The sequence below is a fragment of the Pseudomonas sp. HN8-3 genome, assembly GCF_020790195.1.
GTDB classification, from domain to species: Bacteria; Pseudomonadota; Gammaproteobacteria; order Pseudomonadales; family Pseudomonadaceae; genus Aquipseudomonas; species Aquipseudomonas synxantha_A.
The window spans coordinates 2,126,418-2,140,051 of the sequence record NZ_CP086206.1 but is presented as its reverse complement, the minus strand read 5'-3'; the positions used below and the strand labels follow the sequence as shown (position 1 = coordinate 2,140,051).

13 protein-coding genes and 1 rRNA gene are annotated in these 13,634 nt (G+C 57.8%); 7 read left to right on the top strand and 7 right to left on the bottom strand.

The genetic code is table 11. From position 1 onward, the window contains the following. Positions 1–64: 64 nt before the first annotated feature. Positions 65–1,601 (bottom strand): 16S ribosomal RNA (locus LJX92_RS09620). Between the two features lie 641 nt (positions 1,602–2,242). Here LJX92_RS09620 and rhtA point away from each other — a divergent pair. From rhtA to LJX92_RS09600, 4 genes are all read left to right on the top strand, one after another. Beyond that, positions 2,243–3,130 carry a threonine/homoserine exporter RhtA gene (gene rhtA / locus LJX92_RS09615; RefSeq protein ID WP_103735448.1) on the top strand — a complete coding sequence of 296 codons (888 nt, stop codon included), beginning with the start codon at positions 2,243–2,245 and terminating at the stop codon, positions 3,128–3,130. Between the two features lie 162 nt (positions 3,131–3,292). Next, positions 3,293–3,574 carry a hypothetical protein gene (locus LJX92_RS09610; protein WP_003190182.1) on the top strand — a complete coding sequence of 94 codons (282 nt, stop codon included), beginning with the start codon at positions 3,293–3,295 and terminating at the stop codon, positions 3,572–3,574. Positions 3,575–3,682: 108 nt separating this feature from the next. Further along, positions 3,683–4,414, top strand: coding sequence for an SDR family oxidoreductase (locus LJX92_RS09605; RefSeq protein ID WP_032876930.1), 732 nt, complete (start codon positions 3,683–3,685; stop codon positions 4,412–4,414). 35 nt (positions 4,415–4,449) lie between these two features. After that, positions 4,450–5,040 carry a 2-hydroxychromene-2-carboxylate isomerase gene (locus tag LJX92_RS09600; RefSeq protein WP_078820808.1) on the top strand — a complete coding sequence of 197 codons (591 nt, stop codon included), beginning with the start codon at positions 4,450–4,452 and terminating at the stop codon, positions 5,038–5,040. A 37-nt stretch (positions 5,041–5,077) separates the two neighbouring features. On the opposite strand, the gene LJX92_RS09595 is transcribed toward LJX92_RS09600, so the two are convergent. From LJX92_RS09595 to LJX92_RS09585, 3 genes are all read right to left on the bottom strand, one after another. After that, positions 5,078–6,886, bottom strand: a complete 1,809-nt coding sequence (locus LJX92_RS09595; RefSeq protein WP_228309654.1) for an aminopeptidase P family protein — start codon at positions 6,884–6,886, stop codon at positions 5,078–5,080. Between the two features lie 49 nt (positions 6,887–6,935). Next, positions 6,936–8,096: a cysteine desulfurase family protein gene (locus LJX92_RS09590; RefSeq protein WP_078820806.1), complete on the bottom strand. Its 1,161-nt coding sequence runs from the start codon at positions 8,094–8,096 to the stop codon at positions 6,936–6,938. 233 nt (positions 8,097–8,329) lie between these two features. After that, positions 8,330–8,599 carry a hypothetical protein gene (locus tag LJX92_RS09585; protein WP_032876941.1) on the bottom strand — a complete coding sequence of 90 codons (270 nt, stop codon included), beginning with the start codon at positions 8,597–8,599 and terminating at the stop codon, positions 8,330–8,332. Positions 8,600–9,020: 421 nt separating this feature from the next. Here LJX92_RS09585 and LJX92_RS09580 point away from each other — a divergent pair, with 421 nt between their 5' ends. Next, complete coding sequence (locus tag LJX92_RS09580) at positions 9,021–10,124, top strand: sigma-54 interaction domain-containing protein (RefSeq protein ID WP_228309653.1); 1,104 nt, start codon at positions 9,021–9,023, stop codon at positions 10,122–10,124. Here the strand turns inward: LJX92_RS09580 and LJX92_RS09575 are convergent. Further along, positions 10,113–10,478 carry an antibiotic biosynthesis monooxygenase gene (locus LJX92_RS09575; RefSeq protein WP_005786757.1) on the bottom strand — a complete coding sequence of 122 codons (366 nt, stop codon included), beginning with the start codon at positions 10,476–10,478 and terminating at the stop codon, positions 10,113–10,115. The two genes, LJX92_RS09580 and LJX92_RS09575, sit on opposite strands and share 12 nt — an antisense overlap. A gap of 100 nt (positions 10,479–10,578) precedes the next feature. Here LJX92_RS09575 and soxR point away from each other — a divergent pair, with 100 nt between their 5' ends. Beyond that, a complete protein-coding gene (gene soxR / locus LJX92_RS09570; protein ID WP_078820804.1) occupies positions 10,579–11,034 on the top strand; it encodes a redox-sensitive transcriptional activator SoxR in 456 nt (151 codons plus the stop codon). A gap of 74 nt (positions 11,035–11,108) precedes the next feature. After that, positions 11,109–11,567, top strand: coding sequence for a VOC family protein (locus tag LJX92_RS09565; protein ID WP_078820803.1), 459 nt, complete (start codon positions 11,109–11,111; stop codon positions 11,565–11,567). A 119-nt stretch (positions 11,568–11,686) separates the two neighbouring features. Here LJX92_RS09565 and LJX92_RS09560 read toward each other — a convergent pair whose 3' ends face one another. Together LJX92_RS09560 and LJX92_RS09555 are read right to left on the bottom strand one after the other, a co-directional pair. Continuing rightward, positions 11,687–12,919 carry an MFS transporter gene (locus LJX92_RS09560; RefSeq protein WP_032876951.1) on the bottom strand — a complete coding sequence of 411 codons (1,233 nt, stop codon included), beginning with the start codon at positions 12,917–12,919 and terminating at the stop codon, positions 11,687–11,689. Next, on the bottom strand, positions 12,916–13,632 hold the full coding sequence (locus LJX92_RS09555) for a 2OG-Fe dioxygenase family protein (RefSeq protein WP_032876954.1): 717 nt from the start codon (positions 13,630–13,632) through the stop codon (positions 12,916–12,918). The genes LJX92_RS09560 and LJX92_RS09555 overlap by 4 nt, the downstream gene beginning before the upstream one ends. Positions 13,633–13,634: the final 2 nt, after the last annotated feature.

Here is a 13,634-nt window from a genome sequence, read left to right as displayed (position 1 = left end):
TTCGTCTTCTTCAATGAATCAAGCAATTCGTGTGGGAACTTATGGAGCAGCTGATGTCGTCGATTAAGGAGGTGATCCAGCCGCAGGTTCCCCTACGGCTACCTTGTTACGACTTCACCCCAGTCATGAATCACACCGTGGTAACCGTCCTCCCGAAGGTTAGACTAGCTACTTCTGGTGCAACCCACTCCCATGGTGTGACGGGCGGTGTGTACAAGGCCCGGGAACGTATTCACCGCGACATTCTGATTCGCGATTACTAGCGATTCCGACTTCACGCAGTCGAGTTGCAGACTGCGATCCGGACTACGATCGGTTTTATGGGATTAGCTCCACCTCGCGGCTTGGCAACCCTCTGTACCGACCATTGTAGCACGTGTGTAGCCCAGGCCGTAAGGGCCATGATGACTTGACGTCATCCCCACCTTCCTCCGGTTTGTCACCGGCAGTCTCCTTAGAGTGCCCACCATGACGTGCTGGTAACTAAGGACAAGGGTTGCGCTCGTTACGGGACTTAACCCAACATCTCACGACACGAGCTGACGACAGCCATGCAGCACCTGTCTCAATGTTCCCGAAGGCACCAATCCATCTCTGGAAAGTTCATTGGATGTCAAGGCCTGGTAAGGTTCTTCGCGTTGCTTCGAATTAAACCACATGCTCCACCGCTTGTGCGGGCCCCCGTCAATTCATTTGAGTTTTAACCTTGCGGCCGTACTCCCCAGGCGGTCAACTTAATGCGTTAGCTGCGCCACTAAAAGCTCAAGGCTTCCAACGGCTAGTTGACATCGTTTACGGCGTGGACTACCAGGGTATCTAATCCTGTTTGCTCCCCACGCTTTCGCACCTCAGTGTCAGTATTAGTCCAGGTGGTCGCCTTCGCCACTGGTGTTCCTTCCTATATCTACGCATTTCACCGCTACACAGGAAATTCCACCACCCTCTACCATACTCTAGTCAGTCAGTTTTGAATGCAGTTCCCAGGTTGAGCCCGGGGATTTCACATCCAACTTAACAAACCACCTACGCGCGCTTTACGCCCAGTAATTCCGATTAACGCTTGCACCCTCTGTATTACCGCGGCTGCTGGCACAGAGTTAGCCGGTGCTTATTCTGTCGGTAACGTCAAAATTGCAGAGTATTAATCTACAACCCTTCCTCCCAACTTAAAGTGCTTTACAATCCGAAGACCTTCTTCACACACGCGGCATGGCTGGATCAGGCTTTCGCCCATTGTCCAATATTCCCCACTGCTGCCTCCCGTAGGAGTCTGGACCGTGTCTCAGTTCCAGTGTGACTGATCATCCTCTCAGACCAGTTACGGATCGTCGCCTTGGTGAGCCATTACCCCACCAACTAGCTAATCCGACCTAGGCTCATCTGATAGCGCAAGGCCCGAAGGTCCCCTGCTTTCTCCCGTAGGACGTATGCGGTATTAGCGTCCGTTTCCGAACGTTATCCCCCACTACCAGGCAGATTCCTAGGCATTACTCACCCGTCCGCCGCTCTCAAGAGAAGCAAGCTTCTCTCTACCGCTCGACTTGCATGTGTTAGGCCTGCCGCCAGCGTTCAATCTGAGCCATGATCAAACTCTTCAGTTCAAACATCTTTGGGTTTTTAAGAAACCCTAAACTTGGCTCAGCAATCGTTGGTTACATCTTTGATTTCTCGCGGAGTAACTTGTGATGCTGATAATCTTGTTGACTATCAGTCTGACTCCACAAGCACCCACACGAATTGCTTGATTCAGTTGTTAAAGAGCGGTTGGTTAAGATCTTTCGTCTCAACCGAGGCGCGCATTCTACAGCAGCCTCATTTGCTGTCAAGTGATTATTTTCAGAAGCTTTCGAAGATTTCTTCAACAACTTCAACCACTTGCGCTTCCGATCTCTCGTCAGCGGGAGGCGAATTCTACAGCGTTACACGCTGCTGTCAACACCTCTTTTTCAACTTCCTTTTGGCTTCGATGAACTGAAGCAACCTGCTGCCGAAAACTACGTAACTCATTGTTTACCAAGGAGTTTTCCGTTTCGACTGCGCCGGAAGTGGGGCGAATTATAGGCTTCCAGAATCTGCCGTCAACTCTTAATTTGGGTTTTCTATTAAATCCGCGGCAAACTCAAGAATTACACTATATAGACAACCACTGCGTGCGATTTGAGCAATATATTGCTCATCGCTTGACAGTTAAGCATCATAGCGTCTTCTGCTTATTGACTACGACCTCAGAAGAGCCCTCTCAATGACCACTTCACCCCGCAGCCTGGCCTCGGCACTGTTTCCCGTCGGCCTGCTGTTGATCGCCATGGCCTCCATTCAATCCGGGGCATCATTGGCCAAGAGCATGTTTCCCGTTGTCGGCGCACAAGGCACCACCGCCCTGCGTTTGATTTTTGCCAGTGTGATCATGCTGCTCATATTGCGACCATGGCGCGCCAAGCTGACGGCCAAGTCACTGCGCACAGTGATCATCTACGGGATGGCGCTAGGTGGCATGAACTTCCTCTTCTATATGTCACTGCGCACTGTCCCCCTGGGAATTGCCGTAGCGCTCGAATTCACAGGCCCGCTTGCTGTAGCTATCTATGCCTCGCGCCGAGCTGTCGACTTCGTGTGGATTGCTCTGGCGATCATTGGCCTGCTTCTGTTGATTCCGACGGACAAGGCCAGTAGCGGCATTGATCTGATAGGGGCCGCTTACGCGCTGGGCGCCGGCGTATGCTGGGCGCTCTACATTTTGTTCGGCCAAAAGGCGGGAAATGACAATGGCGTCCAAACCGCCGCGCTCGGGGTAATGATTGCCGCCCTCTTCGTTGCACCGATCGGCATCGTGCATGCCGGCGCCGCGCTGCTGACGCCGGCACTGATCCCTGTCGCCATCGGCGTGGCGATTCTGTCCACTGCCCTGCCCTACACCCTTGAGATGGTCGCACTAACACGCCTTCCCGCCCGTACTTTCGGCACACTGATGAGTATCGAGCCGGCGTTCGGCGCCCTCTCCGGCCTGTTTTTCCTGCACGAGCATCTATCGCTCGCCCAGTGGCTGGCCATCACCTGCATTATCCTGGCCTCGGTCGGTGCCACTTTGACGATGCGCCACGAATCCAAACCACTGGTACCCGCCGACTGATCATCTTTAACCCCAGCTCTGGTATTTGCCGCTCATTTAGGCCATGTTTAGGCCGTAACCGAATGTCATTCATGGAGAATTTCGACACGGACTGCATGAACGCTTCGCTCGAGAGCGAGTAAAGCAGCCCTGTTCTTTGCAGGGCGGCTATTAAGGATGGGAATGAAACGAATTTTGATACTGTTGCTGGTTGTGGGCATCGCGGGGTGTGCCGCCACCACTAAAACAGAAGTGAAACGCGGTAAAAAAGGACTGCATATCAACTGTTCGGGCCTGTCCTCCTCCTGGGACCAGTGCTACACCAGTGCCGCCAATTCATGCGGCGCCAAGGGTTATCGAGTGATTGCCAAGTCCGGCGACAACTCCGAAGAGCCAGGGGACTATCCCTTTGGTCTCAACCCTGCCGGCTATACCAGCCGCAGCATGATCGTCATCTGCAAATAGCTGCCCGAGCAGTCTCCCTGACTGCTCATCTTAAATTTCCACACAGGCCAGGCCATTTACGACATGGCGACTAAACTCCTGCTCGATCATCGAGCCAATGGAGTTCCCATGACGCACAACAACAAAATCGTATTGGTGGTAGGCGCCGGTGACGCAACCGGCGGCGCCATAGCCAAGCGCTTTGCCCGCGAAGGTTACATCGCCTGCGTTACCCGTCGTAGTGCCGACAAACTGCAACCACTGGTAGACAGCATTCAATTGGCGGGCGGGCAAGCCCATGGCTTTGCCTGTGATGCACGTAAAGAAGAAGACGTGATCGCACTGGTAGAGCAAATCGAAACGGAGCTGGGGCCCATTGAAGCGTTCGTCTTCAACATCGGTGCGAACGTGCCTTGCAGCATTCTGGAAGAAACCGCACGCAAGTACTTCAAGATTTGGGAGATGGCGTGTTTCTCCGGCTTCTTGAACGCGCGCGAAGTCGCCAAGCGTATGGCCACCCGTAAACGCGGCACCATCCTGTTCACCGGCGCAACTGCCGGCTTGCGTGGGGCCGCGGGATTTGCCGCATTCGCCGGGGCCAAACATGGTATCCGCGCCCTGGCCCAAAGCATGGCGCGGGAATTAGGCCCGATGAACATCCACGTCGCCCATGTAGTAGTCGATGGCGCCATTGATACCGAGTTCATTCGCGAAAATTTCCCGCAAAAATATGCCCTCAAGGATCAGGACGGCCTCCTCAACCCTGACCACATCGCCGAAAACTACTGGTACCTGCACAGCCAGCCCCGGGACGCCTGGACGTTCGAGCTGGACCTGCGCCCCTGGAACGAACCCTGGTAACACGCCCCTATAACAATAAGCAGCGAGTATCGACCATGAGTAAAACCCTGGAATTTTTCTTTGATCTCGGTAGCCCCGCGACTTACCTGGCCTATACCCAACTACCGGCACTCTGCACCGAGACCGGCGCGCATCTGGTCTATCAACCGATGCTGTTGGGCGGCGTATTCAAGGCTACTGGCAACGCCTCACCGATCACTGTGCCGGCCAAGGGTCGCTACATGCTGGATGACTTGGCGCGCTACGCCAAACGCTACAATGTACCGCTCAGGTTCAACCCGCACTTTCCCATCAATACACTGGTACTGATGCGCGCAATCACCGGCATACAAATCCATGAGCCTGAGCGCTTCTCCGACTTTATCGACTGCCTGTTCCGCGCCCTCTGGGTGGAAGGCCGACACCTGGGCGATCCCGAGGTCGTGGCCCACGTGCTGACCGAGCATGGGTTCGACCCAGAGCAGGTATTGGCCCTGTCCAATGATGAAGCCGTCAAAAACGCGCTCAAGGACAAAACCGAACAAGCCGTTAAACGCGGCGTGTTCGGTGCCCCCAGCTTTTTTGTAGGCAATCAGCTGTTCTTTGGTCAGGACCGACTGGACTTCGTGCGCGAAGCCCTCAGCTAAATATAGCTTGCAGCCGGCGCAGGCCGGCTGCAGCCAATCAAATAGCTGTGGTACGCACCTGCAACCACTCAAGCGCCGCACCACTGAGCAGCGGGCTCAAGCGCTCACGCACCTCGGCGTGATAGGCGTTGAACCATTCGCGCTCATCCGCCGTCAGCAACGACGGTTCCAGGCAACGGGTGTCAATCGGGCACAAGGTCAGGGTTTCGAACTTGAGGAACTCCCCAAACTCGGTCTTGCCCGCTTCACGGTTCAACACCAGGTTTTCGATGCGTACACCCCAACGACCAGGGCGATAAGTCCCCGGCTCGATGGAAGTAATCATCCCAGGTTGCATCGCTGTTTGTGGCGCGGCAGCGGCCTGGTAGGCAATAACCTGCGGCCCCTCATGCACATTGAGGAAATAACCTACGCCATGACCTGTACCGTGACCGTAGTCCACCCCTTCGGCCCAGATCGGCGCACGGGCAATCGCATCCAGCAACGGTGAGAGAATACCTTTGGGGAAGTGTGCACGGGACAGGGCAATCACCCCCTTGAGTACCCGCGTGCAATCGCGCTTCTGCTCATCACTCGGGGTACCGATGGGCACCATCCGCGTGATGTCCGTGGTGCCGCCCAGGTACTGGCCACCGGAATCGATCAATAGCAAGCCATCGCCTTCGATCAGGGCATGCTCTTGTTCAGTCGCGTGGTAATGCGGCATGGCGCCGTTGGCGTTGAACGCAGCAATGGTGTTGAAGCTCAGCGACACATAGCCAGGGCGGCGGGTACGCGCCGCAGTCAAGTGTTCGTCGATCGTCAGTTCGGTAATGCGCTCGCGGCCCAGGGCGCTGTCGAGCCAGGCAAAAAATTCGCACAACGCAGCGCCATCCTGCTCCATGGCCTGACGAATATGTTCCGCGTCCGCCAGGCTCTTGCGGGATTTTGCGAGCGTAGTCGGGTTGAGTCCTTCAACCAGCTTGACGCCGGCATCGAGATTTTCCAGCAAGCCGGCCGTCACGCGTACGGGGTCCACTTGCAAACTGGCCCCCGACGGTACGGCACGCAGTGCATCGGCCACTTCGCTGTAGTCGCGCAACGTCACGCCATCCTGCTCGAGCATCACCCGCAACTCGGCATCGACCTTGCCCAGCGCGACAAACAACGTAGCCTGCTGTTGGTTGATCAACGCAAAAGACACAAACACCGGGTTGAAGGACACATCACCGCCACGCAGGTTGAACAACCAGGCGATGTCGTCCAGCGTCGCGATGAAATGCCAATCGGCGCCCTTGTCTTTCAAGCTGGCGCGCAGTGCGGCGAGTTTCTCGCCACGGCTGACGGTGGCTTGAGGCGGCAGATGCTGGTAGATCGGCTGGTTTGGTAGCGTCGGGCGGTCTTGCCAGACTTCGTCGAGCAGGTCGATATCAGTGCGCAAGCGGGCGCCGCGCTCGGCCAGCTTGCCCCCCAGAGTACGTGCCGAAGCCACGGCCATGACCGCGCCGTCCACAGCCACTACGCCACCTTCAGGGGTTTGCTCGGCCAGCCATTCCAACGGCCCAGGCTGGCCCGGTTGCAGCTTTACCAACTCAATGCCACTGCCCTTGAGTTCCTTGGTCGCCTGCTCCCAGTAACGGCTATCGGCCCAGACCCCGGCAAAATCCGCCGTGACGATCAGTGTCCCCACCGAACCATGGAACCCCGACAACCATTGGCGCCCCTGCCAGTAGCCCGGCAAGTATTCGGACAAGTGCGGGTCAGCCGATGGCACCAGCAGGGCGTGAATGCCCTCGCGGCGCATCAGTTCACGGGTATGCGCCAGGCGCTGGGGAACCGTTCCATGGGTCAAAGGCTGCGTACTCATTGTGTCTCCTGCTAACCACGAATAATTGTTATATGTTGCCAATGATAAATCAGACCGCCCAAAACGCCGGGGCGCTGGCCAATGCTGCCTTGATCAACTGTGCGGCTTCGTCGATGTCCTGTTCGGTGGTAAACCGGCCCAGGCTCAAGCGAATGGTACGACCGGCGGTGCGAGCATCATGCCCCAGGGCCAGAAGCACATGGGACGGTGCGTTGCTTGCCGAATTGCACGCCGAAGTCGCGGAAAAGGCAATGCCCGCGCTCAGTGTGGCAGAGTTGAACTCACCCTCGCTGAACGTCAGGCTCAGAGTATGTGGAATACGCTGAGTTGGGCTGCCATTGAGGCGCAAGCCGGTAACTGACGTCAGGTGATCCAGCAGGCGCTGGCGCAACGCTGCAATCCGAGCCTTCTCATCAGCAAAGGACGCTGCCGCCAAGGCAAACGCCGTCCCCATGCCGGCAATCTGATGGGTCGCCAGGGTGCCAGAACGCAAGCCCCCTTCGTGTCCACCGCCATGAATCTGCGCCAGCACTTTCTGCTGCGCCAAAGGCCCGACATACAACGCGCCGATACCTTTGGGGCCGTACAGCTTGTGCGCGGAGAATGACATCAAATCCACCGGCCACAGGCCCAGGTCGATGGCTACCTTGCCAGCCCCTTGCGCCGCGTCCACATGAAACAACGCGCCATGCTCACGTACCCGCGCACCGATGGCCGGGATGTCATTCAGGGTGCCCAGCTCGTTATTGACCAGCATCAGCGAGACCAGGAAGGTGTCCTCGCGCAGGGCTTCGCTGACCGCTTCGACGCTGATCAAGCCGTCCGCATCCGGCACCAGGTAGGTCACCGCCACGCCGGCTTCCTGCAGTTGCCGCGCAGTATCCAGTGTGGCCTTGTGCTCGATCTGGCTGGTGATGATATGCCCACCCGCCACACCCCGGGCCTGGGTCACTCCCTTGAGCGCCAGGTTGTTGGACTCCGTGGCGCCGGAGGTCCAGACGATCTGCTCCGGCTGGGCGCCGACCAGTTCAGCGACCTGGCGACGCGCCTGTTCAACCGTGTGCCGGGCCGCCTGGCCGAATGCATGGGAACTGGACGCCGGGTTACCAAAATTGGCATTGAAGCCCAGGCACTCGACCATCACCTGGATAACCCGCTCATCCACCGGCGTGGTAGCGGCGTAGTCAAAATACAACGGACGTTTATTCATGACGTTAGAACTCGCAGAGCGTGCTCCCGAAAGCAGCGTCTCGGGGGGGCATCGACCGGAACAGAGGTCGTCAGGTTTAACCGATCGAATGCCATTAAAGAAGGTAACTTTATTTAAATGTGCGTAGGAACGCTCCTGGAATTGAGCTTAACAGGCTGAAGTAGCTCCATGGCAAACAAAAAGCCCGAGGTTCCTTAAGGGAATCCTCGGGCTTTTTATCGTAAGAGGCCGGCTCAACTGGGGCGACCATGCAGGACTACGCTGCGCTCGGCGTTCATTTCACCCTGGCGATCAAAAGAGAAAGGCTTCTGTGGCTGGCCAAGCAACGCAGCGCGCTGCTGCTGATATTCGTCAAACGACAAGCCGCGACGGCTCAGCGCCTCCAGGGCCAATTGCCTGGTCTCCTCGGCGGTGTATGGACGCAATTCCGGGGCTGGATGGGACGCACATCCGGCAAGGACAGAGGTAACAAGTAGCAGCGAAACAGCGAGGAAACGGTTCATGGCGGCGGCTCTGCGAGAGGGGGTTCAAGTCAATGAACACAGGCTACTCCCGGTCCTTCTCGGTGAAAAATCATCGCCCGTGATAGTCGCTATCAACCGGCACGCCACCTTCAACAATCAGCTGCTAATATTCCTTAAAGATCTATAAATATGCAAACACATCCATTTACGGAATAAATCATTTTCTCTATAAATAGCTTCACACGTCAGCAACTGTGCAGTGGCAACAGCCAACCCCAAAACTGGGGTCAGACAACAACTCCCTTTCTCGGCAGCGAGCGCCATACCCATACAGATCAAAGCCTGAACCCGTTGGTACAGCCCTTGTTCAACCTACTTCACCTCTGTTGCTCAGTACCCCGCCGTTAAAATTGAGCCAGTCCCTGCCGATCCCGACGTTCTACTCCTGAGAGAGGTGCCCATGCAGCTTTTGACCCTACCGCCCTCGCCCGCCCTTGCGACCTCGATCCGCGCCACGGCCCAGGTCTTCGAAGACCCCAAATCCCAGGCACTGCTCGACCATATCCAACAAGTGGCGCCCAGCGAAGCCAGCGTGCTGATCATCGGCGAGACCGGCACCGGCAAAGAGCTGGTGGCGCGGCATATCCACAACCTCAGCGCTCGGCGCAACCGGCCGTTCGTAGCGGTGAACTGCGGGGCGTTCTCTGAATCCCTGGTGGAAGCCGAGTTGTTCGGCCACGAGAAAGGCGCGTTTACCGGCGCCCTCAGCGCCAAGGCCGGCTGGTTCGAAGAGGCAGACGGCGGCACCTTGTTTCTCGATGAGATCGGCGACCTGCCGATGGCCATCCAGGTCAAACTGCTGCGGGTGTTGCAGGAGCGCGAAGTGGTGCGCCTGGGCTCACGCAAAAGCATACCTATTGATGTAAGAGTCCTGGCCGCCACCAACGTACAACTGGAAAAGGCCATCAACGCCGGGCATTTTCGCGAAGATCTGTACTACCGCCTCGATGTGGTCAGCCTGGAGCTGAGCCCGCTGCGCGAGCGCCCCGGCGATATCATGCCGCTGACCCGCCACTTTATCCAAGCCTACAGCCAGCGCCTGGGCTACGGCCCGATCACCATCAGCAGCGAGGCCGAGCACAAACTCAAGCGCTACAGTTGGCCGGGCAATATTCGCGAGCTGGAAAACGTGATTCACCACACCTTGCTGATCTGCCGCAACGGCGTGATCGAACGCGACGATCTGCGCCTGTCAAATATGCGCATCGAGCGCCAGGACGACAGCCAGCACGCCACCGACAACAGCGCCGAAGCCTTGCTTGCGCGGGCGTTTCAAAAGCTCTTCGAGGAACAGGCCGGCGCCCTGCATGAAAAAGTCGAGGACGCTTTATTACGCGCCGCTTACCGCTTCAGCCATTACAACCAAGTACACACCGCCAACCTGCTGGGCCTGAGCCGCAACGTTACGCGCACGCGCCTGATCAAGATCGGCGAGCTGGCGGTAAACAAACGCCGGCCCGGGCAAACGCTGCTGGGCGAACGGATGCTGCATTTATCCATTTAAGCGGCAGTGCAAAGCATCGTCCTGACTGCGCTCAAAACTGCGCAACACCTGGAATGATCCGAAGGTTACAGCCGTCGCTTGATGCGCGCGGATCAGTGTCCAGAAATCTTCGTCGCCGTGCTCGAAACGCTTGAAGGCTGCTTCTCCGTCCTCGCGGGATTGCCATTGCAGGTAATTGAGCACCCGCCGCCCATCATCGCTGACCTGCACACTGGCACTCAGAAAGCCACCATGGCTTGCCGCGAGGCGCTCGCTCTGGGTGGTCAAGGCCGCCACCAGGGCTGATTGCTGGCGGGGCTCGATCTGAAATTCGATCAATTGAGTGAAGCTGCGATTTTTCTCTGATACCTGCATGAGCACTCCCCTTTCTCTGTAGGCAGAATCTTGCGATTCGATGTCACGCAGGGTAAAACCTCTAGTTAAGTCGAGGTCAAGCACTGTTTGGGAGTCTTACATGCTCAGCAACGAACTCAGCGTCGGTCAGTTGGCCGCCCGCAGCGGCGTAGCGGTCACCGCCCTGCACTTCTACGAATCTAAAGGGCTGATCAAGAGCAATCGCAATGCCGGCAATCAACGGCGATATCCACGGGACGTACTGCGCCGGGTGGTGCTGATCAAAATTGCCCAACGCCTGGGCATTCCGCTGGCGACCATTGGCGAGGCATTGCGGGCCCTGCCCGATGGGCGCACACCGAACGCTCACGACTGGGAACGGCTGTCGGCCTTGTGGCGTCAAGATCTGGATGAGCGCATCAACAAGCTGACGCTGCTGCGCGACAAGCTCAATGGTTGTATCGGGTGCGGGTGCCTGTCGATGGAGGCGTGCCCGTTGCGCAATCACGATGACCAGTTGGGTGAGCGTGGCCCTGGTGCGCAACTGCTGGAGCCCACGCTTGATTCCGATCGGTAAAGCCGGTTGCGCAATGCAACGTGACCTATAGTGAAAAGGCTGTAACTCCATAACCACAATCAAAGGAGAACGTTATGAGCGTTAAACCTATTCCCGAGGGTTACCACGGCATTACTCCCTACCTGGGCATCAACGAGGCCGCAAAGGCGATAGAGTTCTACAAAAAGGCCTTTGGCGCCTCGGTGTTCATGCGCCTGGACATGCCCGACGGCAGGGTCGGCCATGCGGAGCTGCGTATTGACGAAGCGGTGATCATGCTAGGCACGCCCTGTGACGAAACGGCCCTGCGCAATCCCGACTCACATCCCAGTGTCGGTTTGCACCTGTATGTGAATGACGTGGACGCACAATTCAAACAGGCGGTTGATGCCGGCGCCAGCGTAGTGTCCGAGCCGCAGGATCAGTTCTATGGGGATCGCTCGGCGAGTGTGAAGGATCCGTTCGGTCACCTCTGGTTCCTGGCCACCCATAAGGAGGACCTGACCGAGGAGCAAATCCGCCAGCGTGCCATGCAGATGTTCAAGCAAAATTAACCCTGTGGGCGTGAGCTTGCTCGCGCCTGCAACACGCCACGCCTTGCCCCAGGTTCCAGCCGGCCAACACGCGTGGCCTGCTCCGGCAAGCTAAAGGCCTGTGTGGAGTCTGGAACACTTCAAGGGTTTGTCGATCTGACACCCCGGTACGCATTGCGCCCCAGCCATACCGTCATGACCAACAAGGCGGTCAATGGCAGCCCATGGAACAACACGATCACCTGGGCCGGCGTCCACGTCACATAGAACGGCCCGACCACCAGCATGCCCACGCCAAAACCGGCCATCTGGATCAGGGTCAAGAGGCTGAACAGCGGCAAGCGCAAGCTATCGGGCTCGCTTTGCGCACGGGAGATCAACGCCACCTCGGACAATCCATCGCCCAGCCCTGCCCACACCACCAGCAACAGCGCCAGCCACAGTTCGGTCTGCTGGAATGTCAGGATAAAGCCGCTGGACATCAACGCCACACCGAGCATGAACAAGCGCTCCATGCCTTGAGTGCCACGACCTTTCAACACTGCACTGGCGATGCGCGCGCCAACAAACTTGCCACAGGCCCACACGGCCAGCAGATAGCCCATGACCGTCTTGGCCGTGTCCGGTGAAATGTACTGCGACAGCACTGGCCAGCCGACGTTATGGGCCGCGCTGCCAAGGGTGTCGAGCATGCTGATCAGCAACATCGCAGCCAGCACCGGCGCACCGCGCAACCCCTTGGTCAGCTCGTGCCATTCGGCGGCCAGCCCGCGATGCGCGGCAACGGCAACGCTAAACAACGCGCGCAAGGGCAAGACCAGGCAAGCGGCAATCACATAGGTGCCGATGTTGACGGCAAACACCGCTTCAAATCCGCCCGTGGCGATCAGCAAGCCGGAGAGCAAACTTCCGAAGACCGCGCCGGTGGCGGCCGCCGAGGTGATCCATGCATTGGTATTCACCCGCTGCTCCAGCGCGACCCAGGTGGGCAACTGACTGTTGAGGCCAATGGCAAACAGCGAATTGCACAGGCCGATACCGAAGGCGATAAAGGGAAGAAGGGTGAGTTGATGGGCCGGTAACAACACCAGCAGCGGCGTCAGCAACAGCGCCCGGGCCAGGTCCAACCCCGCCAACGTCCCACGCCCGGCAAACCGCCGAAAAAACGGGATGCCAAACAGGCTGGCGACAATCCCGCCGGTGACCCGGCACGCCAGGAAAATGCTGACAAACACTACGCTCTGGCTGAGCCAGTACACATAAGTGGACAACGCCACCATGTTGAGGAACGCGCCAAAATCCGACACACCGCGAGCAAAGATGATCAGGCGAGCGTTGCGGGTCGACAGATTCAGTTGTTGATGGTGGCTCATGCAGGCTGTGCCTCCTCGACACTGCGCAGGCTTACCAAGAGCACATCGCGCCAGGCCGGTGCCGTCTCCACCCGCGGTCGCACCTCCCCGGCCCGATGGTAGAACCCACGGTCGTTGATCACGATAGTCTCCAGAAATTTCTCCATCGGCAGTTGCAGCAGCCGGCTGTGCTCCGTTTCGTCGGCAAACACCTCCGACACCACCGGCACCGTGTTGCATTCGCCAATAAAGTGCATGAACACCCAATCCAGGCCGTCCTGGTGAATCCCCGAAGTGGTCGGGCTGCTCGATGGCCCATCCGCCCGCACCCGGAACTGATGGATATCGATCGTATAGGTCTGTTCGCCCAGGTGCGGGGTAATCACTGCAAGGTCCGTCGCCAGCAGCTTCTGCATGAGTGGGTGCTCGATAAAGCCCTCCTCGCTATAGCTCAGGTGGTTCACGCCCTGGCGATAGTTCACCGCGTAGGTGACCGGCGATTTGAACGCCGTATTCCTGTCGATCTGCAATTGCCGTGACGGTAACAGACGATAGCGCAAGATGCGCCGTTCGCGGTGGGTGTAAGTCCTGAACGCCTCGTCGCGCACCAGGTTATCCCAATACGCGCGAAAGCTTTGCTCCTCACCCGGTTCAACTTTGACCAGTTCGCGAAAGTCCGGGCGATGACAGAAGTGATGTTCGCGCAAAAGCGCCGAAATCTGAGGGATGTCCATAT

Excerpts from the sequence above, each read along its gene's own strand:
- LJX92_RS09590 (WP_078820806.1), bottom strand. The coding sequence starts at position 8,096 with ATGAATAAACGTCCGTTGTATTTTGACTACGCCGCTACCACGCCGGTG.
- LJX92_RS09595 (WP_228309654.1), bottom strand. The coding sequence starts at position 6,886 with ATGAGTACGCAGCCTTTGACCCATGGAACGGTTCCCCAGCGCCTGGCG.
- LJX92_RS09565 (WP_078820803.1), top strand. The coding sequence starts at position 11,109 with ATGAGCGTTAAACCTATTCCCGAGGGTTACCACGGCATTACTCCCTAC.
- LJX92_RS09575 (WP_005786757.1), bottom strand. The coding sequence starts at position 10,478 with ATGCAGGTATCAGAGAAAAATCGCAGCTTCACTCAATTGATCGAATTT.
- LJX92_RS09585 (WP_032876941.1), bottom strand. The coding sequence starts at position 8,599 with ATGAACCGTTTCCTCGCTGTTTCGCTGCTACTTGTTACCTCTGTCCTT.
- LJX92_RS09605 (WP_032876930.1), top strand. The coding sequence starts at position 3,683 with ATGACGCACAACAACAAAATCGTATTGGTGGTAGGCGCCGGTGACGCA.
- soxR (WP_078820804.1), top strand. The coding sequence starts at position 10,579 with ATGCTCAGCAACGAACTCAGCGTCGGTCAGTTGGCCGCCCGCAGCGGC.
- LJX92_RS09600 (WP_078820808.1), top strand. The coding sequence starts at position 4,450 with ATGAGTAAAACCCTGGAATTTTTCTTTGATCTCGGTAGCCCCGCGACT.
- LJX92_RS09560 (WP_032876951.1), bottom strand. The coding sequence starts at position 12,919 with ATGAGCCACCATCAACAACTGAATCTGTCGACCCGCAACGCTCGCCTG.
- LJX92_RS09555 (WP_032876954.1), bottom strand. The coding sequence starts at position 13,632 with ATGGACATCCCTCAGATTTCGGCGCTTTTGCGCGAACATCACTTCTGT.
- rhtA (WP_103735448.1), top strand. The coding sequence starts at position 2,243 with ATGACCACTTCACCCCGCAGCCTGGCCTCGGCACTGTTTCCCGTCGGC.
- LJX92_RS09580 (WP_228309653.1), top strand. The coding sequence starts at position 9,021 with ATGCAGCTTTTGACCCTACCGCCCTCGCCCGCCCTTGCGACCTCGATC.
- LJX92_RS09610 (WP_003190182.1), top strand. The coding sequence starts at position 3,293 with ATGAAACGAATTTTGATACTGTTGCTGGTTGTGGGCATCGCGGGGTGT.